General features: G+C 68.8%; 26 protein-coding genes. 12 read left to right on the forward strand and 14 right to left on the reverse strand.

Translation table 11 applies throughout. The features are described from left to right. Positions 1–20 precede the first annotated feature (20 nt). On the reverse strand, positions 21–887 hold the full coding sequence (locus ABGB19_RS23730; RefSeq protein WP_347688443.1) for a hypothetical protein: 867 nt from the start codon (positions 885–887) through the stop codon (positions 21–23). Positions 888–986: 99 nt separating this feature from the next. Next, the gene (locus ABGB19_RS23735; RefSeq protein ID WP_347688444.1) at positions 987–1,544 is read right to left on the reverse strand and encodes an LppP/LprE family lipoprotein; all 558 of its coding nucleotides are present in this window, start codon (positions 1,542–1,544) and stop codon (positions 987–989) included. A gap of 88 nt (positions 1,545–1,632) precedes the next feature. On the opposite strand from ABGB19_RS23735, the gene ABGB19_RS23740 reads away from it, so the two are divergent. From ABGB19_RS23740 to ABGB19_RS23750, 3 genes are all read left to right on the forward strand, one after another. Next, positions 1,633–3,327 (forward strand): DEAD/DEAH box helicase, encoded by a 1,695-nt coding sequence (locus ABGB19_RS23740; RefSeq protein WP_347688445.1) that lies wholly within the window; start codon positions 1,633–1,635, stop codon positions 3,325–3,327. After that, entirely contained in the window at positions 3,324–4,466 is a 1,143-nt protein-coding gene (locus ABGB19_RS23745) for an acyltransferase (RefSeq protein ID WP_347688446.1), read from the forward strand. Before ABGB19_RS23740 ends, ABGB19_RS23745 begins: the two co-directional genes overlap by 4 nt. Before the next feature lie 71 nt (positions 4,467–4,537). Beyond that, positions 4,538–5,254, forward strand: a complete 717-nt coding sequence (locus tag ABGB19_RS23750; protein WP_347688447.1) for a siderophore-interacting protein — start codon at positions 4,538–4,540, stop codon at positions 5,252–5,254. 6 nt (positions 5,255–5,260) lie between these two features. Here the strand turns inward: ABGB19_RS23750 and ABGB19_RS23755 are convergent, their stop codons facing one another. The 3 genes from ABGB19_RS23755 to ABGB19_RS23765 all read right to left on the reverse strand — a co-directional run bounded on the left by ABGB19_RS23755 (position 5,261) and on the right by ABGB19_RS23765 (position 8,550). Beyond that, complete coding sequence (locus ABGB19_RS23755; RefSeq protein WP_347688448.1) at positions 5,261–5,842, reverse strand: TetR/AcrR family transcriptional regulator; 582 nt, start codon at positions 5,840–5,842, stop codon at positions 5,261–5,263. After that, on the reverse strand, positions 5,842–7,083 hold the full coding sequence (locus ABGB19_RS23760) for a cytochrome P450 (protein WP_347688449.1): 1,242 nt from the start codon (positions 7,081–7,083) through the stop codon (positions 5,842–5,844). The genes ABGB19_RS23755 and ABGB19_RS23760 overlap by 1 nt, the downstream gene beginning before the upstream one ends. Before the next feature lie 102 nt (positions 7,084–7,185). Then, complete coding sequence (locus ABGB19_RS23765) at positions 7,186–8,550, reverse strand: FAD-linked oxidase C-terminal domain-containing protein (protein WP_347688450.1); 1,365 nt, start codon at positions 8,548–8,550, stop codon at positions 7,186–7,188. A gap of 109 nt (positions 8,551–8,659) precedes the next feature. Between ABGB19_RS23765 and ABGB19_RS23770 the strand changes: the two genes are divergently transcribed. Further along, on the forward strand, positions 8,660–11,281 hold the full coding sequence (locus ABGB19_RS23770) for a LuxR C-terminal-related transcriptional regulator (protein WP_347688451.1): 2,622 nt from the start codon (positions 8,660–8,662) through the stop codon (positions 11,279–11,281). A 19-nt stretch (positions 11,282–11,300) separates the two neighbouring features. Here the strand turns inward: ABGB19_RS23770 and ABGB19_RS23775 are convergent, their stop codons facing one another. Continuing rightward, entirely contained in the window at positions 11,301–12,527 is a 1,227-nt protein-coding gene (locus ABGB19_RS23775; RefSeq protein WP_347688452.1) for an MFS transporter, read from the reverse strand. A 76-nt stretch (positions 12,528–12,603) separates the two neighbouring features. Between ABGB19_RS23775 and ABGB19_RS23780 the strand changes: the two genes are divergently transcribed. Together ABGB19_RS23780 and ABGB19_RS23785 are read left to right on the forward strand one after the other, a co-directional pair. After that, positions 12,604–13,446: a uracil-DNA glycosylase gene (locus ABGB19_RS23780; protein WP_347688453.1), complete on the forward strand. Its 843-nt coding sequence runs from the start codon at positions 12,604–12,606 to the stop codon at positions 13,444–13,446. Between the two features lie 5 nt (positions 13,447–13,451). After that, complete coding sequence (locus tag ABGB19_RS23785) at positions 13,452–14,489, forward strand: LLM class flavin-dependent oxidoreductase (RefSeq protein ID WP_347688454.1); 1,038 nt, start codon at positions 13,452–13,454, stop codon at positions 14,487–14,489. On the opposite strand, the gene ABGB19_RS23790 is transcribed toward ABGB19_RS23785, so the two are convergent. Then, a complete protein-coding gene (locus tag ABGB19_RS23790; RefSeq protein WP_347688545.1) occupies positions 14,486–14,929 on the reverse strand; it encodes a nitroreductase family deazaflavin-dependent oxidoreductase in 444 nt (147 codons plus the stop codon). The genes ABGB19_RS23785 and ABGB19_RS23790 overlap by 4 nt on opposite strands. A gap of 11 nt (positions 14,930–14,940) precedes the next feature. Further along, positions 14,941–15,378, reverse strand: coding sequence for an HIT family protein (locus ABGB19_RS23795; RefSeq protein WP_347688455.1), 438 nt, complete (start codon positions 15,376–15,378; stop codon positions 14,941–14,943). Positions 15,379–15,455: 77 nt separating this feature from the next. Here ABGB19_RS23795 and ABGB19_RS23800 point away from each other — a divergent pair, with 77 nt between their 5' ends. Continuing rightward, a complete protein-coding gene (locus tag ABGB19_RS23800; protein ID WP_347688456.1) occupies positions 15,456–16,832 on the forward strand; it encodes an amidase in 1,377 nt (458 codons plus the stop codon). Here the strand turns inward: ABGB19_RS23800 and ABGB19_RS23805 are convergent. Beyond that, on the reverse strand, positions 16,829–17,320 hold the full coding sequence (locus ABGB19_RS23805) for a DNA-deoxyinosine glycosylase (RefSeq protein ID WP_347688457.1): 492 nt from the start codon (positions 17,318–17,320) through the stop codon (positions 16,829–16,831). The genes ABGB19_RS23800 and ABGB19_RS23805 overlap by 4 nt on opposite strands. A gap of 35 nt (positions 17,321–17,355) precedes the next feature. Here ABGB19_RS23805 and ABGB19_RS23810 point away from each other — a divergent pair, with 35 nt between their 5' ends. From ABGB19_RS23810 to ABGB19_RS23820, 3 genes are read left to right on the forward strand one after another with little or no spacing between them, the layout of a single operon-like run. Further along, the gene (locus tag ABGB19_RS23810) at positions 17,356–18,474 is read left to right on the forward strand and encodes an adenylate/guanylate cyclase domain-containing protein (protein ID WP_347688458.1); all 1,119 of its coding nucleotides are present in this window, start codon (positions 17,356–17,358) and stop codon (positions 18,472–18,474) included. Between the two features lie 39 nt (positions 18,475–18,513). Continuing rightward, positions 18,514–19,899: an HNH endonuclease signature motif containing protein gene (locus ABGB19_RS23815; RefSeq protein ID WP_347688459.1), complete on the forward strand. Its 1,386-nt coding sequence runs from the start codon at positions 18,514–18,516 to the stop codon at positions 19,897–19,899. Between the two features lie 22 nt (positions 19,900–19,921). After that, on the forward strand, positions 19,922–20,338 hold the full coding sequence (locus ABGB19_RS23820; RefSeq protein WP_347688460.1) for a hypothetical protein: 417 nt from the start codon (positions 19,922–19,924) through the stop codon (positions 20,336–20,338). A gap of 1 nt (position 20,339) precedes the next feature. Here the strand turns inward: ABGB19_RS23820 and ABGB19_RS23825 are convergent, their stop codons facing one another. From ABGB19_RS23825 to ABGB19_RS23840, 4 genes are read right to left on the reverse strand one after another with little or no spacing between them, the layout of a single operon-like run. Then, on the reverse strand, positions 20,340–22,562 hold the full coding sequence (locus ABGB19_RS23825) for a heavy metal translocating P-type ATPase (RefSeq protein WP_347688461.1): 2,223 nt from the start codon (positions 22,560–22,562) through the stop codon (positions 20,340–20,342). Position 22,563: 1 nt separating this feature from the next. Next, the gene (locus ABGB19_RS23830; protein ID WP_347688462.1) at positions 22,564–23,460 is read right to left on the reverse strand and encodes a hypothetical protein; all 897 of its coding nucleotides are present in this window, start codon (positions 23,458–23,460) and stop codon (positions 22,564–22,566) included. Beyond that, positions 23,460–23,666 carry a heavy-metal-associated domain-containing protein gene (locus tag ABGB19_RS23835; RefSeq protein WP_347688463.1) on the reverse strand — a complete coding sequence of 69 codons (207 nt, stop codon included), beginning with the start codon at positions 23,664–23,666 and terminating at the stop codon, positions 23,460–23,462. Before ABGB19_RS23835 ends, ABGB19_RS23830 begins: the two co-directional genes overlap by 1 nt. A gap of 37 nt (positions 23,667–23,703) precedes the next feature. Then, positions 23,704–24,300, reverse strand: a complete 597-nt coding sequence (locus ABGB19_RS23840; protein WP_347688464.1) for a class I SAM-dependent methyltransferase — start codon at positions 24,298–24,300, stop codon at positions 23,704–23,706. A gap of 74 nt (positions 24,301–24,374) precedes the next feature. Between ABGB19_RS23840 and dtd the strand changes: the two genes are divergently transcribed. Beyond that, complete coding sequence (gene dtd, locus ABGB19_RS23845) at positions 24,375–24,806, forward strand: D-aminoacyl-tRNA deacylase (protein ID WP_347688465.1); 432 nt, start codon at positions 24,375–24,377, stop codon at positions 24,804–24,806. A 1-nt stretch (position 24,807) separates the two neighbouring features. On the opposite strand, the gene ABGB19_RS23850 is transcribed toward dtd, so the two are convergent. Continuing rightward, positions 24,808–25,707 (reverse strand): AIM24 family protein, encoded by a 900-nt coding sequence (locus ABGB19_RS23850; RefSeq protein WP_347688466.1) that lies wholly within the window; start codon positions 25,705–25,707, stop codon positions 24,808–24,810. A 38-nt stretch (positions 25,708–25,745) separates the two neighbouring features. Between ABGB19_RS23850 and ABGB19_RS23855 the strand changes: the two genes are divergently transcribed. After that, complete coding sequence (locus tag ABGB19_RS23855) at positions 25,746–25,949, forward strand: hypothetical protein (RefSeq protein WP_347688467.1); 204 nt, start codon at positions 25,746–25,748, stop codon at positions 25,947–25,949. Positions 25,950–26,003 lie beyond the last annotated feature (54 nt).

A 26,003-nucleotide genomic window follows, 5' to 3' on the forward strand; every position in this document is an offset into this window, starting at 1 on the left:
AGTCTCGGCCGCAGCGGGTCTCAGCCCAGGGGCCGTCCCTGCGGGTTGGAATGCTGCGGATACGGCGCCGTCGGAGGCGGGCCCTGCTGCTGCGGTGGGTACGGCCCCGAGGTGGGCCCGTGCCCTGCAGTCGGCACCTGACCGGCGGGCGGAATCTGTCCGGCGGGCGGCGGGCCACCCGCGGCGTGCTGGTACTGCGGGACGTCGCCGGTATTGGCCGACATCTGCTCGCGGGCGTTGCGGCCCTCGCGTTCGGCGCGAGACAGGTAGTCCTCCCAGCGATGCTGCATCGGCTTGATCAGGCCGCCGCCGACACCGACGACGAGGATGCCGCCGACCGTGCCGAGGATCGCGATCAGCACCGGCAGCGTGACCGTCAACGCGATGCCCACCTGGTTCAGCGCGGCGATGATACCCAGCCCCAGGATGGCGATGCTGGCGATGTTGGCCAGCATCCGGCCGTACGACAGACCGCTGAGCGAATTGGCCAAGATGTCGCGGACCGCGGCCGCGATCGCCGACGCCACCACGACGATGATCAGCGCCACGAACAGCTTGGGCAGAAATGCGATAACGCCGGAGAGCAACACGCTGACCGGGTTGGGCCCGAAGATCCCGAACGCCAACTGCAACACGAACAACAGCAGCGCGTAGTAGACGATCTTGCTGACGATGGTCGAGGCGTCGTACTTGCTGTTCTGCAGAGCCTTACGAACTCCGCCACGCTCGACCGCACGGTCGAATCCGACGCGCTCGAGCACTTTGTCGATCGCCTTGGCGATCAGCTTTGCGATGATCCACCCCACGATCAGGATGAGGATGAAGATCAGTATCTTCGGGGCCATCACGGCGACGGTCCGCCACATGTCCCGTAGTGCGTCTTCCACGATTTCCGTCCTTCCCAGATGTGCAGCGCGCATCTATTGACGTCGCCGTCATACCCGGGAGAAGGCGGGGTAAACAAAGCTGTACTAGCCGAGTACGCCTCAGCGTGGCGTATTTCCGATCAGTTCGACGCCGTTGCCGTTCCAGCGGAACTTGACCACGCTGTCCAGGCCTGGCATGCCGTTGGAGTACCGCAACGCGACGGTGTCGCCGGTGCCGGCGGAGGTGTCGACACCGTTGAAGCCGTAGGTGTCCGGCACTCCGGTGGGGATGAACTTGCCGAGGTGGAACATCACGGCGCGGGTGTTCGGGTTCTCGGCGTTGGTGTTGGCCCGCACGATGACGACCGAAAGCTGTGCGCACTCGTTGTAGTTGCCCGCCACCGGCACCGGGTACCAGCCCTGGCCGCTGCGCGGGTCCTTCGGTAACGCGGCGACGGCCTCGGCGATCTCCGGTGCGTTGAGGTCGACCGCGCAGGGGTCGACGGCCGCGTCCGCACTGGGCGCCGCGACGGTGGGCGCCGGCGCGGCCGTCGCGGCCGGGGGAGCGGCGGGGGCCGCCGACGGCGTCTTGGACACGGTCGAGTCGCCCGCGCCGCAGCCCGCGACGAACACCACCGCGGTCCCGACAAGGCCGCCGATCGCCACCGCCCACTTCACAACAGCGCACCGTACCGAACGCCGCGCGTGTGTCCCGGCACGCCGCGCGGCGGGTCGGACCGCCGGCGGGCACTAGACTCTGTCAGCAATGACGTCCTCCGAGCCGGACGCGCCCGGCGCCGATCTCACCTTTGATGACCTGCAGATTCACCCCTCGGTGCTGCGGGCCGTCGCTGACGTCGGCTACGAATCGCCGTCGGCCATCCAGGCGGCCACCATCCCGGCCATGATGGCGGGCTCCGACGTCGTCGGCCTGGCGCAGACCGGTACGGGCAAGACCGCCGCCTTCGCGATCCCGATCCTGTCGAAGATCGACACCGGCAGCCGCGTCACTCAGGCACTCGTGCTGGCACCGACCCGTGAGCTCGCGCTGCAGGTGGCGGAGGCTTTCAGCCGGTACGGCGCGCACCTGTCGGTGAACGTGCTGCCGATCTACGGCGGCAGTTCCTACGGTCCTCAGCTGGCCGGCCTCAAGCGCGGCGCCCAGGTCGTCGTCGGTACCCCCGGCCGGGTGATCGACCACCTGGAGAAGGGCAGCCTCGACCTTTCGCACCTCGACTACCTGGTGCTCGACGAGGCAGACGAGATGCTCACGATGGGCTTCGCCGAAGAGGTCGAACGCATCCTGGCCGACACGCCCGAGTACAAACAGGTCGCGTTGTTCTCGGCGACGATGCCGCCCGCGATCCGCAAGATCACCACCCGGTACCTGCACGACCCGGTGGAGGTGACGGTCAAGTCGAAGACGCAGACCGCCGAGAACATCACGCAGCGCTACGTGCAGGTGGCCGGCCCGCGCAAGATGGACGCCTTGACCCGGCTGCTGGAGGTCGAACCGTTCGAGGCGATGATCGTGTTCGTCCGCACCAAGCAGGCCACCGAGGAGGTGGCCGACCGGCTCAAGGCGCGCGGTTTCTCCGCGGCCGCCATCAACGGCGACATCCCGCAAGCCGTGCGGGAGCGCACCATCAACGCGCTCAAGGACGGATCGATCGACATCCTGATCGCCACCGACGTGGCCGCGCGGGGCCTGGACGTCGAGCGCATCTCTCACGTCCTGAACTACGACATCCCGCATGACCCCGAGTCCTACGTGCACCGCATCGGACGGACCGGCCGTGCCGGGCGTTCCGGAACCGCGCTGTTGTTCGTGACGCCGCGGGAACGGCATCTGCTCAATTCGATCGAGCGCGTGACACGGCAGAAGCTGGTCGAGTCGGAACTGCCGACGGTCGAGGACGTCAACGAGAAGCGGGTGGCCAAGTTCCTCGACTCCATCACCGCGGCGCTGGCCTCGCCGGGTATCGACGTGTTCCGCGGGCTGATCGAGGCCTACGAGCGCGATCACGACGTGCCGATGGCCGACATCGCCGCCGCACTGGCGCTGCAGAGCCGCGACGGCGAGGAGTTCCTGATGACGGAACCGCCACCGGAGAAGCGCCGTGAGCGACGGGAGAAGCCGTCCCGCGACGGTGAGGACCGGGGGCCGCGCAAGCCCAGGGAACGGCGCAGCGATCTCGCGACCTACCGCATCGCGGTCGGCAAGCGGCACAAGGTCGCGCCGGGCGCGATCGTGGGAGCCATCGCCAACGAGGGCGGGCTGCACCGCAGCGACTTCGGCCACATCGCGATCAAAGTGGACCACTCGCTGGTCGAACTCCCGGCCAAGCTTCCCAAGCAGACGCTGAAAGCGTTGGAGAACACCAGGATCCAGGGTCAGCTGATCCACCTCGAACCCGACCGCGGGCCCAAGCCGCATCGGGGGAAGTACAAGTCGAAGTGACGGTGTCCGACCGGGCCGATGCGCAGGGCGGTCTGGAATCCGTCTCCAAGGCGGAGCGGGTCGCCTCGCTCACCGGCATCAGGGCGGTCGCGGCGCTGCTGGTGATGCTCACTCACGCCGCCTACACCACCGGCAAGTACCCGCAGGGGTACCTCGGCCTGGTGTACTCCCGCGCGGAGATCGGTGTGCCGATCTTCTTCGTGCTCAGCGGTTTTCTGTTGTTCGCGCCGTGGGTCAAGGCGGCCGCGGCCGGGACGGCACCGCCGTCGGTGCGCCGCTACGCCTGGCACCGGGTGCGCCGCATCATGCCCGCCTATGCCGTGACCGTGGTCGCCGCCTATCTCGTTTACCATTTCCGCACCGCGGGCCCGAATCCCGGCCACACGTGGGAAGGGCTGTTCCGCAACCTGACGCTGACGCAGATCTACACCGACAACTACCTGTATTCGTTTCTGCACCAAGGGCTTACGCAGATGTGGAGCCTGGCGGTGGAAGTCGCGTTCTACGTGGCGCTGCCGTTGCTGGCATATCTGCTGCTGGTGCTGTTGTGCCGACGACGGTGGCGGCCGGGCCTGCTGATGGCCGGACTGACCGGGCTCGCGGTCCTCACCCCGGCCTGGCTGATCCTGGTGCACACCACCGACTTCCTGCCCGACGGGGCGCGGCTGTGGCTGCCGTCGTATCTGACGTGGTTCGTCGGCGGGATGATGCTGGCCGCGCTGCAGCCGCTCGGGGTGCGGGCGTATGCGATGGCCTGTGTTCCGGTGGCGGTGGCGTGCTACTTCATCGTGTCCACCCCGATCGCCGGTGAGCCCACCACCTCGCCTGCGGAATTGCGGGAGGCGTTGGCCAAGGCGCTGTTCTACGCGGTGATCGCCACGCTGGTGGTCGCGCCGCTGGCGCTGGGCGATAGCGGGATCTACGCCCGCGTGCTGGCCAGCCGGCCGATGGTGTTCCTCGGCGAGATCTCCTACGAGATCTTCCTGATCCACCTGATCACCATGGAGTTGGTGATGGTGGAGATCCTGCGCTACCCGATCTACACCGGGTCGATCGTCATGCTGTTCGTGGTCACGTTCGTCGTGACGGTGCCGCTGGCGTGGCTGCTGCACCGGTTCACCCGGGTGCGTCCCACCTGAGCCCCGGCGGCCACCGCAGACGCAGACATTAGGTTACGCTGCCCTAAGTAATCGATACGAAGGGTGGTCCGATGGCGGACAAGAAACCAACGCGCGGTTTTCCGGGGGCGGTGCTCAAGCTGCTGCGCGCGGGCGACTACGAACTGACCGTGACCGGCAAGCGCGAGATCAGCCCGCACTACACGCGGCTGAGCTTCACCGCGGGCGGCATGCTGAACGACCGGCCGCTGCACCCGACGATGTGGATCCGCATGTGGTTCGCCGACGGCGACAAACTGCATCAGCGGGGCTACACGCTGGTCGATCCCGACCCCGACACCGACACCGTCGACATCGAGTTCGCGCTGCACGACGGCGTCGCGTCGCGGTGGGCCCAGAACGCCCGACCGGGCGACACCATCGAGGTGACGGTGCTGGGCAGCAACTTCACGCTGCCCGAACCGCGACCGGCGGGCTACGTGATCGTCGGGGACACCGCGTCGTTGCCCGCGATCAACTCGCTGCTGACCGCCATCGGCGACGCGCAGGCCCGGGTCTTCCTCGAGGCGGGTCACGAGGACAACAAGCAACTGCCGGTCGCGCGCAGCACGGATGTCGTCTGGGTGGACCGCAAGAACGCTGGGGAGGCGTTGGTGGAGGCCGTCCGGTCGGCGGCGTTCGACGCCTCCGCGCACTTCGGCTGGGTCGCCTGCGACAACCGCACGACGCGCGCGGTGGCCAAGGTCTTCCGCGAGGACTACAAGATCGCGAAGAAGTCGATCAAAGCCCAGGCCTACTGGGTGGCCTGACCGGCTTCACTGAGCGGACTGCCGGCTCGGCAGCACGATCGGCACGACGAACTCCTCGAGCATCGACCGCTCGTCGTCCTCGTCGTGGCCGGGGAACAGCATCAGCGATGTCATGACACGCACCAGCCACCGCGACCGGTGTGCCACCAGCTCGGGTTCGTCGGGCCCCAGCGAGATGACGAACGCCTCGGTCAGCGCCTTGATCACCTCGGACTCCTCGGCCATCTCCGCACCGATCGGCCGCTGCGTCGTCGCGAACCACGAAGCCAGCGCGGGACTTTCGCGCACGTTGCGCAGTGAGGCGATCATCCCCTCGATCAGGCGCTCGCGCGGATCGGTCAGCGAGTTGATCTGCTCGGTCATCTCGCGGTAGAGGCGATAGCTCTCCCGGTGCACGTACGCGGTGTAGAGAGCCTCGCGGTTCTCGAAATACCGATACAGTGTCGCGCGCGAACACCCTGCCGCCGAGGCTATTTCGTGCATCCCGACGGTGGCCGCCTCCTTCCGGGTGAATAGCTCGCCCGCTGCGTCGAGGATGCGGTCGGCGGCGACCTCGGTGCGCCGGGCGGCCAGCCAGTCGCCGGCCATCAGGACTTCACCGTGAACGGCACCGACAGCGGCCGGCGCACGTAGCTGCCTCCGGCCCAGACGATTCCGCCCTCGTCGACGCTGAAGTCGGGGACCCGCGTCAGCAACTCGGTCAGCGCGACACGGGACTGCATCCGCGCCGCCGCCGCGCCGAGGCAGTGGTGCGCGCCGTGGCTGAACGTCAGGATGTTGCGCGGCTTGCGCGTCACGTCGAGTTCGGCGGCGTCGTCGCCGAACTGGCGCTCGTCGCGGTTGGCCGATCCGTAGAGGAACAGCACGCGCCTGCCCTCCGGGATGGTGGTGCCGGCCACCGTCACCTCACGGGTGACGGTGCGTGCGAGGCCCTGCACCGGAGACGTCAACCGCAGGAACTCGTCGACCGAATCCGGTATGAGACCCCGGTTTTCGGCCAGCAGCCGGCGCTGGTCGGCCCGCTGGTGCAGCAATTGCACCGAGCCGCCGAGCATCCCGGTGGTGGTGTCGTTGCCGCCGGTGACCATGGTGAACGTGAATGCCAGGATCGACAGCACACCGGCGATGTCGCCGTCGGCGCCGACTCCGGCGGCCACCAGGTGCGAGACCGTGTCGTCCTCGGGCTCGGTCCGCCGTCGCTCGATGAGCGCGGTGAAGTAGGCCATCATCTCACCGAGCTTGTCGCCGAGCGTCTCCAGCGCGCCGCCGATGCCGCCGTCGGCGGTGTTGGCCGCCACGATCGCGTCGGTCCAGCCGTCGAACTTGCCACGGTCCGCCTCCGGAACGCCGAGGTAGTGCGCGACGACCATCGACGGCAGCGGTTTGAACAGTTCGGCGACGATGTCGCCGCCGCCGTTGGCGCGGATCCGCTCGATGCGCTCAATCACGTACTCGCGGACCTTCGGCTCGACCGCCTCGACCTGCCGCGGCGTGAAGCCGCGCGACACCAGCTTGCGGAACTCGGTGTGCACCGGCGGGTCCTGCATCACCATCGGCGGATTGTCGGCCAGACCGATGAGCTCGAGTTCGCCGTAGTTGACGGTGAGCCCCTGCGCCGAGGAGAAGGTCTCGTGATCACGAGCCGCCGCCCAGATGTCGGCGTGGCGGGACATCACGTAGTAGTCGTGGTCCGGCTTGTCCTGCGGGACGACGTGGTGCACGGGATCGTGGTCACGCAGCGCCTTGTACATGTCGAAGGGGTTGGCCCACGTGTCGGCGTCGGCGAGCTGGAAGCGGACGGGACTTCCGTGAGACAGAGTAGCTGTCATGTCTCATTGCTACGACACGACCCCGGATGGTGTCAATAGGCGGTCAGCGATTCGTGCACCGTCACCGGCGCTGATCACCGCCGCGAACGGTGCACAAGTCGCTCAGATCGCCGCGCCGGGGTTGAGGATGTTGTCAGGGTCCAGCGCCTGCTTGATCCGGCGGTTGAGCTCCATCGCCTCGGGTCCGATCTGGCCCGCCAGCCAGGGACGCTTGAGCCGGCCGACACCGTGCTCGCCGGTGATCGTGCCGCCGAGGCCGACGGCCAGATCCATGATCTCGCCGAACGCCTGGTGCGCGCGTTCGGTCATCGCGGCGTCGGCGGGGTCGTACACGATCAGCGGGTGGGTGTTGCCGTCGCCCGCATGCGCGATCACCGAGATCATCAGGTTGTGGTTGGCCGCAATCTTCGCGACCCCGCCGACCAGATCGGCCAGCGCCGGCAGCGGTACGCCGACGTCCTCGAGCAGCAGCGAGCCCTTCAGCTCAACGGCCGGGATGCAGAACCGGCGCGCCGCGACGAACGCCTCGCCCTCGTCGGGGTCCGACGTCGAAAAGACTTCCTTGGCACCGTGTTCGGTGAACACGTCGGCCATGAACTGTGCGTCGGATTGGCCCGCGGGCCCCCTCTCGTCGGACGCGGCGACCAGCATCGCGGCCGCGTCGCGATCGAGGCCCATCCTGATCTTGTCCTCCACGGCGTTGATGGCCGCGGCGTCCATGAACTCCAGCATCGACGGCCGGATCCTGGCCGTGATGTGAACGACGGCGCGCGCCGCCGACTCGACCGAGTCGAACGTGGCCACCACCGTGCTCGCCGCGTGCTGCGCGGGCAGCAGTTTCAGCGTCGCCTCGGTGACGACGCCGAGCGTGCCCTCGCTGCCGACGAACAGCTTGGTCAACGGCAGGCCCGCGACGTCCTTGAGCCGCGGCCCGCCGAGGCGCACCGCCGTGCCATCGGCCAGCACCACCTGCAACCCGAGCACGTAGTCGGTGGTGACGCCGTACTTCACGCAGCACAGCCCGCCGGCGTTGGTCGCGACGTTGCCGCCGATGCTGCAGATCTCGAACGACGACGGGTCCGGCGGATACCACAGCCCGAACTCGGCGACGGCCTTCTTCACCTCGGCGTTCAGCAGGCCGGGCTGGACGACGGCGGTGCGGGTGACCGGGTCGACGGTGATGTCGCGCATCTTCTCGGTCGTCAGCACGATCGCGCCGTCGAGCGCCGACGCCCCGCCCGACAACCCCGTGCCCATGCCGCGGGGCACCACCGCGATCTTGTGGGCACTCGCCCACCGCAGCACGGCCTGCACGTCCGAGGTGCTGCGCGGCCGTACTACGGCCAGCGGCGTCCCCGCGCTCGGATCGAAGGCCCGGTCGTGCCGGTACGACCCGAGGATGTCGGGGTCGGTGACCACCGCGCCGTCGGGGAGCTCGGCGACCAGGTCGGCCAGAACGGCATTCACAGAGCAATCGTACGAGCACACCTCCCGGCCGAGGTCGAGCGCATGAACGCCGGGTACACCGGTGACGAAAATGCGTTCGGCCGCAAATGGTGCGGGTTATAGTCGCGCCGTGATCAGCGGGGATCCGCTGGCAGGACGTGACGGCGAACTGGCGACCATTCGCCGCGCGCTCAGCGGGGGCGGGGGCAAGTCCGGCGTGGTGATCGTCGGGGCGGCGGGAGTGGGCAAGACCCGGCTCGCGCGGGAGGTGCTGGCGCTTGCCGAACGCGGCGGCGAGCGGACGAACTGGATCGTCGGCACCGAGTCCGCGCGGCCGTTGCCGCTCGGCGCCTTCACCGCGCTGATCAGCGACGCGATCGCCGACCCGATGCCCAATGTTCGTCATCTCATCAATTCCTTTGTCGCACAACAGCGCAAGGGCCGCATCCTGATCGGGGTCGACGACGCGCACCTGCTCGACGGCCTGTCGGCGCACGTCGTGCATCAACTCGCCCAGAGCCCCGCCGCGCGGCTGGTCGTCACACTGCGCTCCGGGGTCGACGAGCCCGACGCCATCACCGCGCTGTGGAAGGACGGTCTGCTCGCTCGCCTCAACCTCGAACCGCTGTCGGCCGACGCGGCCCGCGGCATGCTCGAGGACACCCTCGGCGGAGCGGTGGAAGCCCGCAGTGCCCGTCAGTTCTGGACGCTCACCGGCGGTAACGCGCTGTTCTTGCGCCAACTCGCCATGGACCAGGTCGACGCGGGTCACCTCCGCCTGACGGCCGGGGTGTGGGTGTGGGACGGCGACGTCGCGGTGAGCCAGGGCATCAGCGACATGGTCGGCAGGCAATTGCGGCAGCTCACTCCGGGGGTGGCGCTCGTCGTCGACACCCTGTCGCAGTGCGAGCCGCTGCCCGTCGACGCGCTCTGCGATCTGGTGGCGCGGGCCGACCTCGAAGCCGCCGAGCAGATGCGCCTGGTGACCGTCGAGCGCACCGGCGGCGAGTTGACGGCCCGGCTGGCGCATCCGCTGTACGGGGAACTGCGCCGGGCGACCGCCGGCGAGATGTATCTGTCGAAGATCCGTGGCAGGCTGGCCGATCGGCTCGCCGCCGAGCCCGACGCCGACATGCAGGCCACGGTGCGCCGTGCGCTGCTCGCGCTCGAATCCGACCGGCCGCCCGATCCGAAGCTGTGCCTACGGGCCGCCCAGCACGCGATGACGCTGCTCGACCTCGACCTGGCCGACCGGTTCGCGACGGCGGCCGCCGATGCCGGTGCCGCCGACGCCCTGCTCATCCGGGCGCTGAATCTGCTTCTGCTCGGCCGCGGCGCGCAGGCCGAAGAGGTGCTCAGCGCGATCGCCCGCGACGGTGTCGAAGGTGCCCATCAGTGGTCGACGCTGCGGGCGGCCAACCTGCTGTGGATGCTGGGCCGGCTCCGGGACGCCGAGGGCGTGCTGGCCGACCTGGCGTCCCGGCCGGAGACGGCTGCCGAGGAGTCCGCCCGCGCGGCCGTGCAGGCCTGTGTCGACGCCGCGTCGGCGCGCTGTGACGCAGCGGTCGAAAAGGCCACGGCGGCTTTGGGTTCCGGGTTGCTCAGCGACTTCCACGCGATGATGGCGTCGGTGGCGTTGACCATGGCGCTGGGTGCGCTGGGCAGGGCCGACGATCTCAGCGCGGTCGCGCAGGCAGCGCTCGACCGCGCGATGACGTCGTTCCAGGCGTCGCACATGCGGTTCTGGTTCGCCAGTGTGTACGCCCGCGCCTGCAGGCTGACCGGCCGCCTCGACGAATGCGCGGCGATGGTGCAGCGACTTGCGCACTCCGCGCACGAGGTGCCGAGCCTGGCGTACGCGAACCTCACGTCGCTGATGGGTCACGCCGAGCTGATGCGGGGCAACGTCCACACCTCGGTGAAGCTCCTGCACGAGGCGCTGGCAGGGGTCGAAAGACACGCTGTCACAACGGGCCTGCGACCGGCCACCTGCTTCGCGCTCGCCGAGGCGCACGCCAAGCTCGGCGAGGGTGAGGCGGCCGAGAAGGCGATCGCCGAGGCGGGGTCCAGCGTGCCCGCCGACTACCTCTACATGCACACCGCGCTGAGCATCTCCACGGGCTGGTCGCTGATCGCCAACGGGTGCGTCACCGAGGCGATCGCAGGAGTGCGGACCGCCGCGGTCCAGGCCCGTGACCGCCATCAGCCCACCCACGAGGTGGCCTGCCTGCAGGCGGCCGCGCAATGGGGCGACCCGTCATCGGCGTCCCGGGCTCGTGCGCTCGCCGACCGATTGGCGCTGCCCCTCGCCGAAGCCGTTGCACGCCATAGCGAGTCACTGGCGGCCGGTGACGGTGAAGGTCTGCTCGAGGCCTCGAACGCCTATCAACGGATCGGCGACCTCGTCGCCGCCGCGGACGCCGCCGCCCAGGCGGCCGTCGCGTTCACCCGCGGTCAGCAGCGCAAGCGCGGATTGCGGGCCGCCGCGATCGCCAAGGAGCTCAGCGACGCGTGCGGGGGCCTGTGTACCCCCGCCCTGCGAACGCCGGCCAGTCAGCCACTCACCGGCCGCCAACGCGAGGTCGTCGAGTTCGTGGTGGCGGGGCTGTCCAACCGCGAGATCGCCGAAAAGCTCGTGATGTCGGTGCGGAGCGTGGAGGGACACGTCTACCGGGCGTGCCTGCGGGTGGGGGCCAATTCGCGCGAGGAACTGGCCGACATCGCCAGGCGTGGGCCGGCCGCCACGCGGTGACGGCACCCGCCCGAACCGGTCATGTCCTGTCCCGGTCGAGCTCGCGCAGCGCGGGCAGGAAGATCGCGACGACGCCCAGCAGCAGCATCGGCAGCGACAGCGCCAGGAACGTCACGTGCAGTCCCGAGGAATCGGCGAGCGGACCCGCGATGATCAGCCCGAGCGGACCCGCGGCGTAGGCCAGCGACCCCATCACGCCGACCACCCGCCCGCGCAGATGCTGCGGCGCCCGTGTCTGCATGACGTAGTTGTAGATCGGCGCGATCGGCCCGTACACCAGGCCGACGATGGCCGAGAGCACGAGGATGAGCGGCAGCGGCGGCAGGAACGCGATCACCGTCATCGCCACCCCGAGCGTCAGCACCGCGGTCAGCATGGTGGCCCGCCTGCTCATGTGCCGGGACAGCACCGCGTAGCCCAGCGCGCCGACCAGGCCGCCGATGCTCAACGCCATCAGTACCCAGCCCAGTTGCGCCGGCTCGTTGCGGTCGGTGAAGTACTTGGGGAACAGCACGCTCTCCATCGGCATGTAGAGCCCGGTGGCCGCGAGGTCGACGAACGCCAGCGTTCGCAGCACCTTGTTGTGCCACACGAAGCGCAGGCCCTCGAGGATGCCCGCCCATACACCCCCGGGAAGCGAGTCCCGGTCGGGCTTGCCGGTGCCTTCCAGGCGCAGCAGCGCGATCGCGACGATCGACAGCCCGAAGGCCCCGGCGGTCACCCACATCGTGTTGACGCCGCCGAGCGTCGCGATCAGCAGACCGCCGATACCCGGGCCGATGATGTAGGCCAGGTTGAACACCGCCTCGTAGACGCTGTTGGCGTGGTCGAGCGTCCACCTGGCACGCGCGGCGGCCTCCGGCAGCATCGTCTCGCGCGCGGTCATCCCGGCCGGGTCGAAGAACGCGCCCAGCGCCGCCAGCACCGCCAGCACCGCGACGTTGACCGCCTGCACTCCCGCGGTCAGCGCCAGCACGGGAACCGCGGCGACCGACAACGCCGACAACGCATCCGAGATCATCGACACGCGCCGCCGCCCGAGGTAGTCGACCGCTGCGCCCGCGATGAGGGTGGCCGCCAGCAGCGGCAGCGTTCCGGCCATCGCCACAATCGAGGCCTCGAGCGCAGATCCGTTGCGCTGCAACACCAACCACGGAAAGGCGACGAGAGAGATGCCGTTGCCCGCACCGGCCATCAGCGCGGCGAACAGAATCAGCAGTAGGGGACCGCGCCGGCTGTTCCTCATGAGTTATCGCGGCAGAATCTAACAGCGGCCGGGGTCGCGCGGCACGCGAATAATCCGGACGTGCACAGTTATGTGCGTGACGTTGCCCCATCCCCGCACAGGCGCGCGATTCTCCTCGCCGGTGCCACCGGGAACGGGGTGGCCGGGTGACCCGGCCACGCGCCGAACCGCGGTGGCGGCGAACGCCGCTGCGGTGACGGCGATTGCCGCGGCGGTGCGGACGGTCTCCGAACTCGACGCCGAGGTGTCGGTGTGCCGGGCCTGTCCGCGGCTGGTCGAGTGGCGAGAAGAGGTCGCCGTCGTCAAGCGCAAGTCCTTCGCCGACGAGCCGTACTGGGGTCGGCCCGCGACCGGCTTCGGGTCACCGCGGCCCCGCATCCTCATCGTCGGATTGGCGCCCGCCGCGCACGGCGCCAACCGCACCGGCAGGGTGTTCACCGGTGACCGCTCCGGCGACTTCCTGTTCGCCGCGCTGCACCGCGCCGGGCTGGCGAACCAGTCGGTCTGCGTGGACGCGGCGGACGGATTGGCGCTCAACGAGACCCGCGTCGCCGCCGCCGTGCGCTGCGCCCCGCCCGCGAACGCCCCGACCCCCGCGGAGCGCGCGACGTGCGCGCCGTGGCTGGACGCGGAGTGGCGACTCGTGGCGCCACACGTTCGCGTCGTCATCGCGCTCGGCGGATTCGCGTGGCGGGCGGCGCTGCAGATGCTGCGCGCCGGGGGGGTGACGGTGCCCGCGCCTGCGCCGCAGTTCGGCCACAACGCGGCCGCGGAACTGGACGGCGTCACACTGATCGGCTGCTACCACCCGAGCCAGCAGAACACGTTCACCGGGAAGCTCACCCCGCAGATGCTCGACGACGTGTTCGGCACCGCAACCCGAATCGCGGGAACGTACGACTCCGAGGATGCGTTGTGACTGCCATGCGCCTATCAGTCCTCGATCTCGTGCCGGTGCGCACGGACCAGTCGACCTCCGACGCACTGGCGGCGTCGAGGCAGCTCGCGCAGACCGCCGACCGCCTGGGCTACACCCGCTACTGGGTCGCCGAGCACCACAACATGCCCTCGGTCGCGGCGACCAGCCCGCCGGTGCTGATCGCGCATCTGGCCGCCCACACCGAGCACCTGCGGCTCGGATCGGGCGGGGTGATGCTGCCCAACCACGCTCCGCTGGCGGTGGCCGAGCAGTTCGCGCTGCTGGAGGCCGCGCATCCCGGGCGCATCGACCTCGGCATCGGCCGGGCGCCCGGCTCGGATCCGGTGACGTCGATGGCGCTGCGTGGCGCCGCGGGCCGTGACGATCGCGATATCGAGGCGTTCCCCGACTACCTCGACGACGTCGTCGCGCTGATGAGCCCCCGCGGGGTGCGGGTTCCGATCCCCAACCAGCGTTACCTCCTCAAGGCCACACCCGCGGCTGTCAGCGAGCCAAGGCTGTGGCTGCTCGGCTCGTCGATGTACTCGGCGCATCTGGCCGCCGCGAAGGGCCTGCCGTACGTGTTCGCGCACCACTTCTCCGGGCAGGGCACCGCCGAGGCGTTGGCGGTGTACCGATCGGAGTTCCGGCCCAGCGAGCTGACGCCCGAACCGGTCACCTTCCTGACGGTCAATGCGGTGGTGGCCGAGACACGCGACGAGGCAACATCTTTGGCGCTACCCAACCTGCAGATGATGGCACGCCTTCGGACCGGCCAGCCGCTGGGCGCGCTCGATCTCGTCGAGGACGCCGAACAACAGGAACTGTCCCCGCAGGCACAGCGGATCGCCGAGAGCGCGTTCGGTCGCGCCGTGGTGGGCGACCCGATGGAGGCCGCCGGTCAGGTGCGCGCTCTCGCCGAGGAGTTCGGTGTCGACGAGGTGATGATCAACCCCGTCGCTTCCGCGCGCCGCGGCACCGATCCGGCGACCGCGCCGGCACGCGAGGCGACGCTGGAGTTGTTGGCCAAGGAGCTCTTCTAGGGCGTCAACCGCACGACCGGGATCGGTCGGGTGGTCCGCTTCTGGTAGGTGTTGTAGCGGTCTTTGTTGTTCTTCATGTCGTTGACGATCTGCCACAGCCGCGGGTAGTCCGGATCGTCGCGGGTGACCGGCGTGGCCGTCGCTTTGATCCGCTTGGGCCCGACGTTGATCTCGACGTTCGGGTTGGCCTTGAGGTTGTGATACCAGCCCGGGGCTTTCGGCTCACCGCCCATCGATGCGACGACGAGGTAGTCGTCGCCGTCGCGGGCGTACGCCAGCGAATTCGACCGCTGCAAACCGGTTTTCGCGCCGACGGTGTGAAGGATCAGCATGGGCGGCGTGCCGGGAAAGCTGTGCCCGATCCGCCCATTCGTGCGTTTGTAGAGCTTGTCGTGCAACAGCAGCAGGGGATAACCGAAGTAGCGCTCGTACCAGGGCATGGCCATGACACTCAGTCTTGCGCAGCGGAGTCCAGTTGCGCCAGGGCCTCGCGGAGCAGGCGGCCCGATCGCTCGCGATCGGGGTCGCGGCGCAACAGCATGTTCTTGGCGAACGACAGCTTGTCGCCGCTCCGCCGTGGCACCACGTGCAGGTGAATATGGAAGACCGATTGAAACGCGGACTTGCCGTCGTTGATGACGACGTTGTTGCCGTCGGCATGCAGACCGGACAGGCGTGCAGCGCGCGCGACGCGCTGGCCGATCTTCGCCATGGCGGCCACGGTTTCGGCAGGTGTGTCGGTCAGGTCGACGGTATGGCGCTTGGGGAGGACCAGGGTGTGACCGTGGCTGAACGGACGGATGTCGAGGATGGCCAGGTACTCGTCGTCCTCGTGGATGCGGATGGCGGGCGCCTCACCGGCGACGATGGCACAGAACACACACGACATGCCGCCACGTTAGCGGTCAGCCGCCGGCATTCTCCGTCGCCCACCCCGTGACCGATCAGACCCGCTACGCTGCCGCCGTGGACACCAGCGATATCGCCTTCGCCGGAGCCGCGGAGCAGGCGCGGATGCTGGCCGCGGGCACCATCACCGCGCCGGACCTGCTGCAGCTCTACCTCGACCGCATCGCGCGGCTGGATCCCGCATTGCGGTCCTACCGCGTTGTGCTCGCCGACAGCGCGCGCCGCGAGGCCGCCGTCACCCAGGACCGGCTCGATGCGGGTGAGCGACTGCCGTTGTTGGGTGTGCCGATCGCCGTCAAGGACGACGTCGACGTGGCGGGCGAGACGACGACATACGGCAGCGCGGCATCCGGCCCCGCCAAGACCGAGGATGCCGAGGTCGTCCGTCGGTTGAGGGCGGCGGGGGCGGTGATCATCGGCAAGACGGCGGTGCCGGAGATGATGATCTGGTCGTTCACCGAGACAATGACGTACGGCGCCACGCGGAATCCGTGGAACACCGACTTTGCGCCCGGTGGCAGCAGTGGTGGCAGTGGGGCAGCGGTGGCAGCCGGCCTCGCCGCGATGGCGCTGGGCTCGGACGGGATGGGTTCGATCCGGATCCCGTCGACGTGGTGCGGGTTGTTCGGGCTGAAACCGCAACGTGATCGCGTACCGATCGCGCCGCACGACGATGCGTGGAACGGATTGAGCGTGAACGGCCCGATCGCGCGGACGGTCTCCGATGCGGCGCTGTTCCTGGATGCGACGACGGAGGAGTCGTCGTTTGGCGCGGCGGCGGCGAAAGAACCGGGCCCGCTGCGGATCGCGGTGAGCACCAGGGTGCCGCCCCTACTGGTGGCGAGGATCGGTGCGGCGCAGCGGGCCGCTGTGGACGAAGCAGTGTCGCTGTTGCGCGAACTCGGACACGACGTGATCGTGCGCGACATCGACTATCCCAGATCCGCTGTTGCGCATGCTTTGTCGCGGTATGTTCGCGGGGTCTACGACGACGTGCGGACGCTGCCACACCCCGAGCGACTGGAGGCGCGCACCCGCGCGTTCGCCCGGTTGGGCGGGCTGATCAGCGACGCGCGGATGCGGCGGATCCGAGCTACGGAAAGCGTGTTGGCCGACCGCATTCAGTCGATCTTCGACAAGGTCGACATCGTGCTCACGCCGGGGACGGCGACGGGCCCGTCGCGCATCGGCGCCTACCAACGCCGGGGGGCGATCTCGACACTGGCGTTGGTGGCGGCGCGCGTGCCGTTCCAGGCGATGTTCAACGTGACGGGCCAGCCGGCGGCCGTCGTACCGTGGGGTGTCGACGAACATGGCGTGCCGACGTCGGTGCAGTTGGTGGGCAGGCCGTTCGACGAGGCGACGTTGCTGTCGCTTTCGGCTCAGATCGAGAAGGTCCGGCCGTGGGCGCACCGCCGCCCGCCGGTGTCCTAATCCATCGCGGCAACCCAGGCCGCCAGCTTGTCCACGTACCGCATGGTCTGCGCCGGACTCGTCGACGGCAGCCGCTGACAGTCCGGTTCCCTTGGCGGGTGGACCAACCGGTGAAAGTTCTTCTCCGCGGCGGCTCCGTTGAACACGACCTGGGTGATATGCCGATGCCGATCGAACAACTCACCGAAGTCGTTGGCCACCATGCTGTCCGGCTCCACCGCGGCGTCCAGGCTGCCTATCCGTCGACATGACCGCAGCACATCCCACACGGCGATGCCCCGCGCGGTCAGTGCGCCGACTCGCTGGTCGTAAGCCGCGTCGGCGGCGAACCCGAAGATCTCACCCATGATCGGCCAGAACGCATTGCGCGGGTTCCCGTAGTACTGCCGGGTGGCCAGCGACATCGCGCTCGGCATGTTGCCGAGGATGAGGGTGTGCGCGCCGTCTCCGACGATCGGGGGCAGACCGTAGAGCACCCGAGAGGCCATGCCTGTGACTATCGCACGCGGTATACGTTGAGCCGATGGCCGATGAGACCGAGCTCGAAGTGTCCGGTCTGCTCGACGGGCTCGAGGGCGCCGCCCGCGTCGAACGTGCGGAGTTGATCTCCTGGCTACTGGACCAGGGCATCGCCGTCGAGCAGATCCGCACCGCGTTCATGCCGATGCTGCTCGCCGCGCGTCGCGTCCTCGACGACGACGGAACCTACGTCTCGGCGCGCGAGACGAGCGAGAAGACCGGCCTCGAACTGGACCTGCTGCAGCGCATCCAGCGGGCGATGGGTCTGCCGACGGTCGACGATCCCGATGCCGCCGTCTATCTGCGTGCCGACGCGGAGGCCGCGAGGTTCGCCCAGCGGTTCGTCGAGATGGGCATCGAGCCCGATCAGATCGTTCAGATCACCCGCCTGCTCGCCGACGGGCTCTCGCGTGCGGCCGAGGTGATGCGGTATGCCGGATTGGCGTCCGTCCTGGATCCGTCGGCATCCGAACTCGTCATCGCCAAGAACGCCGAAGCGCTGATGCGCGCGGCCGACCCGCTCCTCGGTCCGATGATCCAGGAAATGCTCCGGCTGCAGCTGCGGCATCTGATGGAGACGGAGGCCATCAGCGCCTCGGAGCGCGCGGAGGGGCAACGGATGCCCGGTGCCCGACTTGTCACCATCGCCTTCGCCGACCTCGTCGGTTTCACCCGCCTCGGCGAAGCCGTGCCACCCGAAGATCTCGAGCGTCTCGCTCATCGGCTGTCCGACCTGGCGCACGAGGTGTCGGTCCCGCCCGTCAGGTTCATCAAGACGATCGGCGACGAGGTGATGCTCGTCAGCCCCGACCCCGTGCCGCTGCTGGAGGCGATGATGACGCTGATCGGGCAGACGGAGGGCGACGAGGACCTGCCGCGCTTGCGGGTCGGGATGGCCACCGGCATGGCGGTCAGTCGGGCCGGTGACTGGTACGGCGGCGCAGTCAATCTGGCCAGCCGCATCACCGGGGCCGCCAGGCCGGGCTCGGTCCTCGCCCCCGAGACGACGCGCGACGCCATCGGCGACGACGAGCGATTCACGTGGTCGTTCGCGGGCGCTCGGCACCTCAAGGGCATCAAATCCGACGTCAAGCTGTTTCGCGTGCGCCGGTCAGAGGACTAGCACCAAGACCTGTCGGTGGTTCGAACTAGTGTTCGAGTCATGGAGAGATCGGGTCGGGACGCCGTCAGCGCCGCTTTCGCGCGGCTGCGCGCCGTGCGCGAGGAGATCTCCGGTCTGAACTTTGACGCACTGACCGCCGCTGAGCGACTGGACCTGCTCGATGAGCTCGAATTCGACCGGCGCCGCCAACCCGCCGTCGAGCACCGGCTGCTGGCGGGGCTGACCAGTGCGGTCACCGCCGGGGAGATGGGCGGAGCGAACTGGCCCACGGTGTTGCAGGAGCGGCTGCGCATCGGCCGGGCCGAGGCGCGCCGGCGGCTCGAGGAAATGGCCGACCTCGGCCCGCGCACCGCATTGACCGGTGAACCGCTCGAGCCGATGCTGGCCCACGTTGCCAAACGTCAGGCCGGCGGCGAGCTCGGCGCCGAACATGTGCGCATCATCCGCACCTTCTTCGACGAGCTGCCCGCCGCCGTCGATCTGCCCACCCGTGCGTCGTGTGAGGAGACGCTGACCCAGTTGGGCGCCCAACACACTCCCGACGTGCTGCGCAAAGCCGCTCAACGGCTGGCCGGCTACGTCAACCCCGACGGCGAGTACAGCGAGCGCGACCGCGCCGCCCGGCGCGGGGTGAGCATCGGTCCCCAGGGCGCCGATGGGATGTCGGCGTTCAGGGGCAAGCTCGATCCCGAGGCCCGCGCCACCCTCGATGCGGTGCTGGCCAAACTGGCCGCCCCGGGCATGTGCAACCCCGACGATGAGAACCCCTGCATCGACGGTGAACCCAGTGAGGAGGCGGTTCGGGCGGACTATCGATCCCAGCCGCAGCGCAACCACGACGCCCTCAAAGCGATGGGCCGAGCCCTGCTCGCCTCCGGACAACTCGGCCGGCACAACGGGTTACCGGCATCGATCATCGTCACCACCACCCTGCAGGACCTCCAAGCAGGCACCGGCCACGGCATCACCGCCGGCGGCTCGCTGCTGCCGATGCGCGATGTCATCCGGCTGGCCAGCCACAGCCACCACTACCTGGCCGTCTTCGACAACCACACCAATGAGACGCTCTATCTCGGACGCACCAAACGACTGGCCAACCCCGCACAACGCATCGTGCTCTACGCCCGCGACCGCGGCTGCACCAAACCCGGCTGCACCGTCCCGGCCTACTGGTGCCAGGTCCACCACGCCGACCAGGACTGGATCGACGGTGGCCAGACCAACATCGACGAACTCACCCTGGCCTGCGGCCCCGACAACCGCCTCGTCAGCAACGGCGGCTGGAGCACCCGCAAACGCAAAGACGGCCGCACCGAATGGATCCCCCCTCCTCACCTCGACCGCGGGCAACCCCGCATCAACAACTACCACCACCCCGAAGAACTGCTTCGCGACAAGGATCGACAAACGGGTGATGAGCCGTAGCCCCGCCGCATACCATCGGAGAATGAGTCGGATCGTCAACCTAGTCTGGATCGCGGCATCGTTTGCCGCGACTGCTGTGGCGGGCGCCGGCGTCGGAAGCGCCGGCCCCGGCGATCCCCCACCCCCATGCGCGTACACGCTGTCCCCGCCGCAGGTGGTGCAGGCCGACGGCGGCAGCCGGGTCATGGCGACGGTCACGCCCAGTGGGTGCGCCGGGGCGTTCCGGCCCGCGCTGAGTGTGGCGTGCGTGTACATCGACGGTCAGGACTCGCAGGGGCAGTGCTCGCAGGCGCAGGGCCCGGGCACCGCGCAGGTGTACTTAAAGCCGTACCAGCCCGGCGCCACCTACCGCTCGACCGGACGCGGCTGCGGGACGCTCTTCTGGGATGCGCTGGCGCCGAACTGCCAGTTGCTCGGGCCGATCCCCGCGACGCTGTAGCTCAGACCGTTCCGGAGAAGCGACGCAGCCGAAGGCTGTTGCTCACCACGAACACGGAACTGAAGGCCATCGCCGCACCCGCGATCATCGGGTTCAACAGTCCCGCCGCGGCCAGCGGCAGCGCCGCGACGTTGTAGGCGAACGCCCAGAACAGGTTGCCTTTGATCGTCGACAATGTCTTGCGCGACAACCGAATCGCATCAGGCACGGCCCGCAGATCGTCGCGCACCAACGTCACGTCACTGGCCTCGATGGCGACATCGGTGCCGCTGCCCATCGCCAGCCCCAGGTCGGCCTGGGCCAGCGCCGCGGCGTCGTTGACGCCGTCGCCCACCATCGCCACCACCTTGCCCTGCGACTGAAGCCGCTTGACGGTGTCGACCTTGTCCTCCGGCAGCACCTCGGCGATCACCTCGTCGATGCCCACCTGTCGCGCGACCGTACGCGCCGTGGCCTCGTTGTCGCCGGTCACCATCATGGGTGTCAGTCCAAGCTCGCGTAGCCGCGCGATGGCCTCCGCCGACGTCGGCTTGACGGCGTCCTCCACCACCAGTACGCCCTGCACGCTGCCATCCCAGCCGGCGGCGATCGCCGTCCGGCCCTCCGATTCCGCCTGGTGCATCGCCGTTTTCAGTGTCGCTGGGAACTCGTACGACGAGAACAGCCGCGCTCGTCCCGCCACGACCTCTCGCCCGTCGACCATGCCCCGCACCCCGAGGCCCCGCATGTTGGTGAAGTTCTCCACCGGCGGCAGCTCGCCGACCTTGTCCCGCGCCCCGGTAGCAATCGCTTTGGCGATCGGATGCTCCGAGCCGTGCTCCACCGCGCCGGCCAGCCGCAGAACGTCGTCGGGCCGCGAGTCGTCCGCGGTGATCACATCGATCAGGGTCATCGTGCCAGTGGTGATCGTGCCCGTCTTGTCCAGCACGACGGTGTCGATCCGCCGCGTCGACTCCAACACCTCCGGGCCCTTGATGAGGATCCCCAGCTGCGCCCCGCGGCCGGTACCGACCATCAGCGCGGTCGGTGTCGCCAGGCCCAGCGCACACGGGCACGCGATGATCAGCACCGCCACTGCCGCGGTGAACGCCGCCGCCACCGAAGTACCTGTGCCGAGCCAGAATCCGAGTGTCGCCACCGCCAACGCGATCACGATCGGCACGAACACCCCGGAGATCCTGTCGGCCAACCGCTGCGCCTGTGCCTTGCCGCTCTGCGCGTTCTCGACGAGGCGCGCCATCTGCGCCAGCTGCGTGTCGGAGCCGATCCGCTCGGCTCGCACCACGAGGCGCCCGTCAACGTTGACCGTCGCGCCCACCACGTGGTCACCCGGGGTGACATCGACCGGGACCGACTCGCCGGTCAGCATCGACGCGTCGAGCGCCGAACTGCCCTCGACAACCGCACCGTCGGTGGCGACCTTCTCACCCGGCCGCACCACGAACTCGTCGCCGACCCGCAACTGCTCGATCGGAACACGATGTTCCACACCGTCTTTGCGGACAACGACTTCTTTGGCCCCGAGCTCGAGCAGCGCCCGCAACGCGGCGCCGGCGCGGCGCTTGGAACGCGCCTCGAAATAGCGTCCGGCCAGAATGAACGTCGTCACGCCTGCGGCCACCTCGAAGTACACATTGCCGGATCCGTCGACGCGCGACAGTGTCAGCTCGAACGGATGCGTCATACCCGGTAGGCCGGCCGTCCCCCAGAACAGCGCGTAGACCGACCAACCCAGCGCCGCCAGCGTGCCCATCGAGATCAGCGTGTCCATGGTGGTGGTGCCATGCCGCAGGTTGGTCCACGCCGCCCGGTGGAACGGCCACGCGCCCCACACCACGACCGGCGCCGCCAGCGTGAACGACAACCACTGCCAGTTGGTGAATTGCAGCGCCGGAACCATCGCCATCGCGATCACCGGGATCGTCAGCGCGGCCGATATCAGCAGTCGCTGCAGCAGCGCTGCGCTCGGATCATCTTCCGCCGCCGCCTCGGTGACCTCGTCGGCGACCGGGAGGTGCGCCTGGTATCCCGCCTCCTCGACCGTCGCCACGAGCACCTGCGGCGTGACGTCGTCGGGGTACTCGACGCGCGCCTTCTCGGTGGCGAAGTTCACCGTCGCGGTGACACCGTCGATCTTGTTGAGCTTGCGTTCGATTCGATTCGCGCACGACGCACAGGTCATGCCCTCGATCGACAGCTCAACGGTGGAGGTGTCGGTAACCATCTCAGTGACCATGGTCGCCCTCGCTGCTGTCGGAGGGTTCCTGCCCCGACCCCGCGACCGACACGGTGAAGGCCGCGGTACGCACCACGCCGTCGTGCTGGAAGTCGAGGAACAGCCGGTAGTCGCCGGTGCTGGGGAACGTGGTGTGGAACTCGATCTCCGGACCGGCGCCGGTGACGCCGTCGCCCGGTGCGCCCATCGGGTGCACGTGCAGGTAGGCCAGATCGGCGGCGCGCAGTGCGACGAGATGGCCGTACGCGCCCAGGTACGGCTGCAGGTCGTCGACCGCCACGCCGTCGCGGGTGACCGATAGCGTCAGCGTCGACTCCTGACCGGCCTTCGGTGTGCCGCTCAGCGTCACGGCGTAGTCGTCGACCTCGGACACCGCGTTGGCGGCGGGCAGCGGCTGCGGTTCGTACTGGCCGGCGACATGGATGTTGGCGCCAAGGGTCAAAGCCGGTCCGTCGGTGGGAACGAAGTCGGCGAAGACGCGGTAGTCGCCGGCGCGGCTCAAATTCACCGGTACCCGCCAGGTTCCCGATGAATCGAGCACCGGGTGCACATGCTGGTATGCAGTCAGGTCGTTGCGAACCACGATCAGGTGCAGCAGCTTCTCGTGCGCCTCGTCATACCGCGTCACGGGCGCGCCACTGTCATCGAGGATGTGAAATCGCAGCGGCGTTTCGGCGGCTGCGGGGTAGATGGACTCGCTCAAGTGGAGGGTGTAGCCGTCCTGGGTGGACCGCAACCCTCCCGGCTGTTCCGCGGCCGCGGCGGGCGCAGGGTGGTCCGGTGCGGCCGTGCCATCCGGGCCGACCGCCTTGCCGATCCACAGCGAAGCCGCGAACACCGTCGCGAGCGCGACGATGAACGCAGCGATGCGGGTGACGGTCTTCATCAACCGGCCAACCGGTAGCCGGCTTCTTCCACCGCATTCCTGATGGCGGCCGTGTCGACCGGGATATCGCTGTCGATGGTTACCACGCCGCTTTCGACGTCCACGTCCACCGCGCGCACGCCGGCGATCTCGCCGATCTCCTCGCGCACGGAGGCGGCGCAATGTCCGCAGGTCATTCCGGTGACGGTCACATTCGTTGAGCTCATGAACCCCACTGTACCTATACCCCCTTAGGGTATGCAATCAGGCCTTCCGCGCGGCTCCCACGAAGAGCATGCCGCCGAGCCTGCTCTCCATCGTGCCGGTGCCGTGCAGTCCGTGCCGTTGCAGTTCTGCGGCGAACTCTCGCGCGTCGAACCGGTTCTCCCGTGGGTGCACGGTGAATGTGCGGAAGGCCCACGACTCGAGCATGCGCCGTGGCACCTCCTCGAAGAGCAGCAGGCCGCCGGGTCGCAACACTCGGGCCACCTCGGCCAGCGCGTCCTGCCAGTTCGGGACGTGATGGATGATGCCGAAGTCGACGACGGTGTCCATCGATCCCGACGGCTGCTCGATCGCGCAGACATCGCCGACCGACAGCGCCACCGGCCGGCCGTGCAGTCGCCGGCGCGCCAACTCCACCATCGAGTCATCGAGGTCGAACGCCGTCACCTGCCGTGCGCCCAGTCGGTCGAGAATCACCTTGGCGCCGACGCCGCGGCCGCATCCGACCTCGAGCACATGCTGATCCGACAGATCTCCACCGGCCAGGCGGCGGAACCATGCCGCCTCGCGGCTGTGCTGGTGCGCCGCCCGCACGGGATTGTTCATCACCGCGCGCTCGATGCTGTTGAGGTTCATGCGGCCGGACTGTACCCCCAAGGGGTATGGGCCACCAGGCCTACGTCCGAGCGAGCGTGGCAGCATCGGCGTCCATGCGGGTTCTCGTCCAGCGGGTCAGGTCGGCCGCCGTTACCGTCGGCGGCGAGGTCGTCGGCGCGATCCGGCCGGACAGTCAGGGCCTGCTCGCACTTGTCGGCGTGACGCACGACGACGATGCCGCCACAGCGCAACGCATGGCCGAAAAGCTGTGGCAGCTGCGCATACTCGACGACGAGAAGTCCGCCTCCGAAATCGGCGCGCCGGTACTCGTCATCAGCCAGTTCACCCTCTATGCCAACACTGCGAAGGGGCGGCGCCCGGCCTGGAACGCCGCCGCGCCGCGCGCCGTCGCCGAACCGCTCGTGACGTCATTGGCCGACGCGCTGCGCGGACTCGGCGCCCACGTCGAAACCGGTGTGTTCGGCGCCGACATGCAGGTCGAACTCGTCAACGACGGCCCCGTGACCGTGCTGCTCGAACTCTGAGCTACTGCGTCGCCACCTGCGGGACGCCCTCGGACGGCTGCACGATCACGAAGCCCTGGCCGTAGAATGACACCTGCACCGCCTCGCCCGAACCGCGGCCGATCAACGCTCCCGCCTTGAAGCTGGTCTTGAGCTGCGTCTGCAGGTTCGCCGACCATGCCACCACCGCGTTGGTGTCGGCGAACGTCGGCGCCTCCGCGGCGTTGAGCACCACCGGCGGGCCGTCCGTCGTCAGCGCCACCCATCCGGTGCCGCGCAGCGTGGTGTTGAACAGCCCACCCGTCGCGATGCTGCCGCCCTTCACCCGCTCGATGTTCCAGTCCAGGCTCGACGAGAAGGCCAGCACGTTCTTGCCGCTGATCGACAACCCGCTGTTGCTGAGGTTGAGCAGGTGCACGTCGTAGGCCCGGTCGGCGAGGAAGACATCGCCCTGGCCCTGGCACCGCATCAGCGGCAGGCCTTCTCCGGTCAGCGCCTTCTTGATGAACTTCGAGGCGCCGCCGCCCTCGAACGCGAAGTCCACGTTGCCCTGGTAGGCAACCATCGAACCCTGCCGCGCCATGAACGGTTCGCCGAGACGCACGCGCAGCAGCTTCGAGTTCTGGTTCGCGATGGGTTTCGCTTCCTTCTCGCTGAACCGGCCGTCGACGAGATCGCCCGAGATACCGGCGAATCCGTCGCCAGGGGGCTGGCCCATCGCGGTCGCCTGCGGCTGTGCCTGCTGCGGACCGCCCTGAGGCCGTGCCTGTCCCTGCGGCGCGCCCGGCGGCGGCCCGCCCAGCGGCGCCCGGCCCACCTGACCCTGATGTGACACCTGATCCGTCCAGCGCTGTCCGTCATGCCAGCGGTACTCGTAGCGGCCCTCCGGATCGGGTCGCCAACTTCCATTCGGTGCTGTCATGGCCTACAAAGTAGCCGGACGACTGGCATTCTTGGGTGATGGCAAAGGAAATCGACCGGGTGCGCGCGCAGAGCGCTTTCGCGGTCATCAAGCAGCATCCCGGCATGGTGCTGTTCGTCGCCTCGCCGGCGCTCATCGCGGTCGGATTGGTGTGGTGGCTGGTCAGCCCGGCCCTCGCGATCCTCCTGTTGATCGGCGTGGTGGTCGGCGGCGGCGCCGTGCTGCTGCTCAGGCGCAGCTAACCGAACACCAATCATGTTCGCCCTGGGGTGAATGCTGTCCCATCTGCAGTGTAA

It is taken from the genome of Mycobacterium sp. B14F4 (genome assembly GCF_039871645.1).
Lineage (GTDB): Bacteria > Actinomycetota > Actinomycetes > Mycobacteriales > Mycobacteriaceae > Mycobacterium.

Coding starts and splice junctions, on each gene's coding strand:
- ABGB19_RS23810 (WP_347688458.1), top strand. CDS start 17,356: ATGGCCGATGAGACCGAGCTCGAAGTGTCCGGTCTGCTCGACGGGCTC.
- ABGB19_RS23795 (WP_347688455.1), bottom strand. CDS start 15,378: ATGTCGTGTGTGTTCTGTGCCATCGTCGCCGGTGAGGCGCCCGCCATC.
- ABGB19_RS23805 (WP_347688457.1), bottom strand. CDS start 17,320: ATGGCCTCTCGGGTGCTCTACGGTCTGCCCCCGATCGTCGGAGACGGC.
- ABGB19_RS23775 (WP_347688452.1), bottom strand. CDS start 12,527: ATGAGGAACAGCCGGCGCGGTCCCCTACTGCTGATTCTGTTCGCCGCG.
- dtd (WP_347688465.1), top strand. CDS start 24,375: ATGCGGGTTCTCGTCCAGCGGGTCAGGTCGGCCGCCGTTACCGTCGGC.
- ABGB19_RS23755 (WP_347688448.1), bottom strand. CDS start 5,842: ATGGCCGGCGACTGGCTGGCCGCCCGGCGCACCGAGGTCGCCGCCGAC.
- ABGB19_RS23850 (WP_347688466.1), bottom strand. CDS start 25,707: ATGACAGCACCGAATGGAAGTTGGCGACCCGATCCGGAGGGCCGCTAC.
- ABGB19_RS23840 (WP_347688464.1), bottom strand. CDS start 24,300: ATGAACCTCAACAGCATCGAGCGCGCGGTGATGAACAATCCCGTGCGG.
- ABGB19_RS23790 (WP_347688545.1), bottom strand. CDS start 14,929: ATGCCCTGGTACGAGCGCTACTTCGGTTATCCCCTGCTGCTGTTGCAC.
- ABGB19_RS23855 (WP_347688467.1), top strand. CDS start 25,746: ATGGCAAAGGAAATCGACCGGGTGCGCGCGCAGAGCGCTTTCGCGGTC.
- ABGB19_RS23835 (WP_347688463.1), bottom strand. CDS start 23,666: ATGAGCTCAACGAATGTGACCGTCACCGGAATGACCTGCGGACATTGC.
- ABGB19_RS23815 (WP_347688459.1), top strand. CDS start 18,514: ATGGAGAGATCGGGTCGGGACGCCGTCAGCGCCGCTTTCGCGCGGCTG.
- ABGB19_RS23820 (WP_347688460.1), top strand. CDS start 19,922: ATGAGTCGGATCGTCAACCTAGTCTGGATCGCGGCATCGTTTGCCGCG.
- ABGB19_RS23830 (WP_347688462.1), bottom strand. CDS start 23,460: ATGAAGACCGTCACCCGCATCGCTGCGTTCATCGTCGCGCTCGCGACG.
- ABGB19_RS23750 (WP_347688447.1), top strand. CDS start 4,538: ATGGCGGACAAGAAACCAACGCGCGGTTTTCCGGGGGCGGTGCTCAAG.
- ABGB19_RS23760 (WP_347688449.1), bottom strand. CDS start 7,083: ATGACAGCTACTCTGTCTCACGGAAGTCCCGTCCGCTTCCAGCTCGCC.
- ABGB19_RS23785 (WP_347688454.1), top strand. CDS start 13,452: ATGCGCCTATCAGTCCTCGATCTCGTGCCGGTGCGCACGGACCAGTCG.
- ABGB19_RS23825 (WP_347688461.1), bottom strand. CDS start 22,562: ATGGTTACCGACACCTCCACCGTTGAGCTGTCGATCGAGGGCATGACC.
- ABGB19_RS23740 (WP_347688445.1), top strand. CDS start 1,633: ATGACGTCCTCCGAGCCGGACGCGCCCGGCGCCGATCTCACCTTTGAT.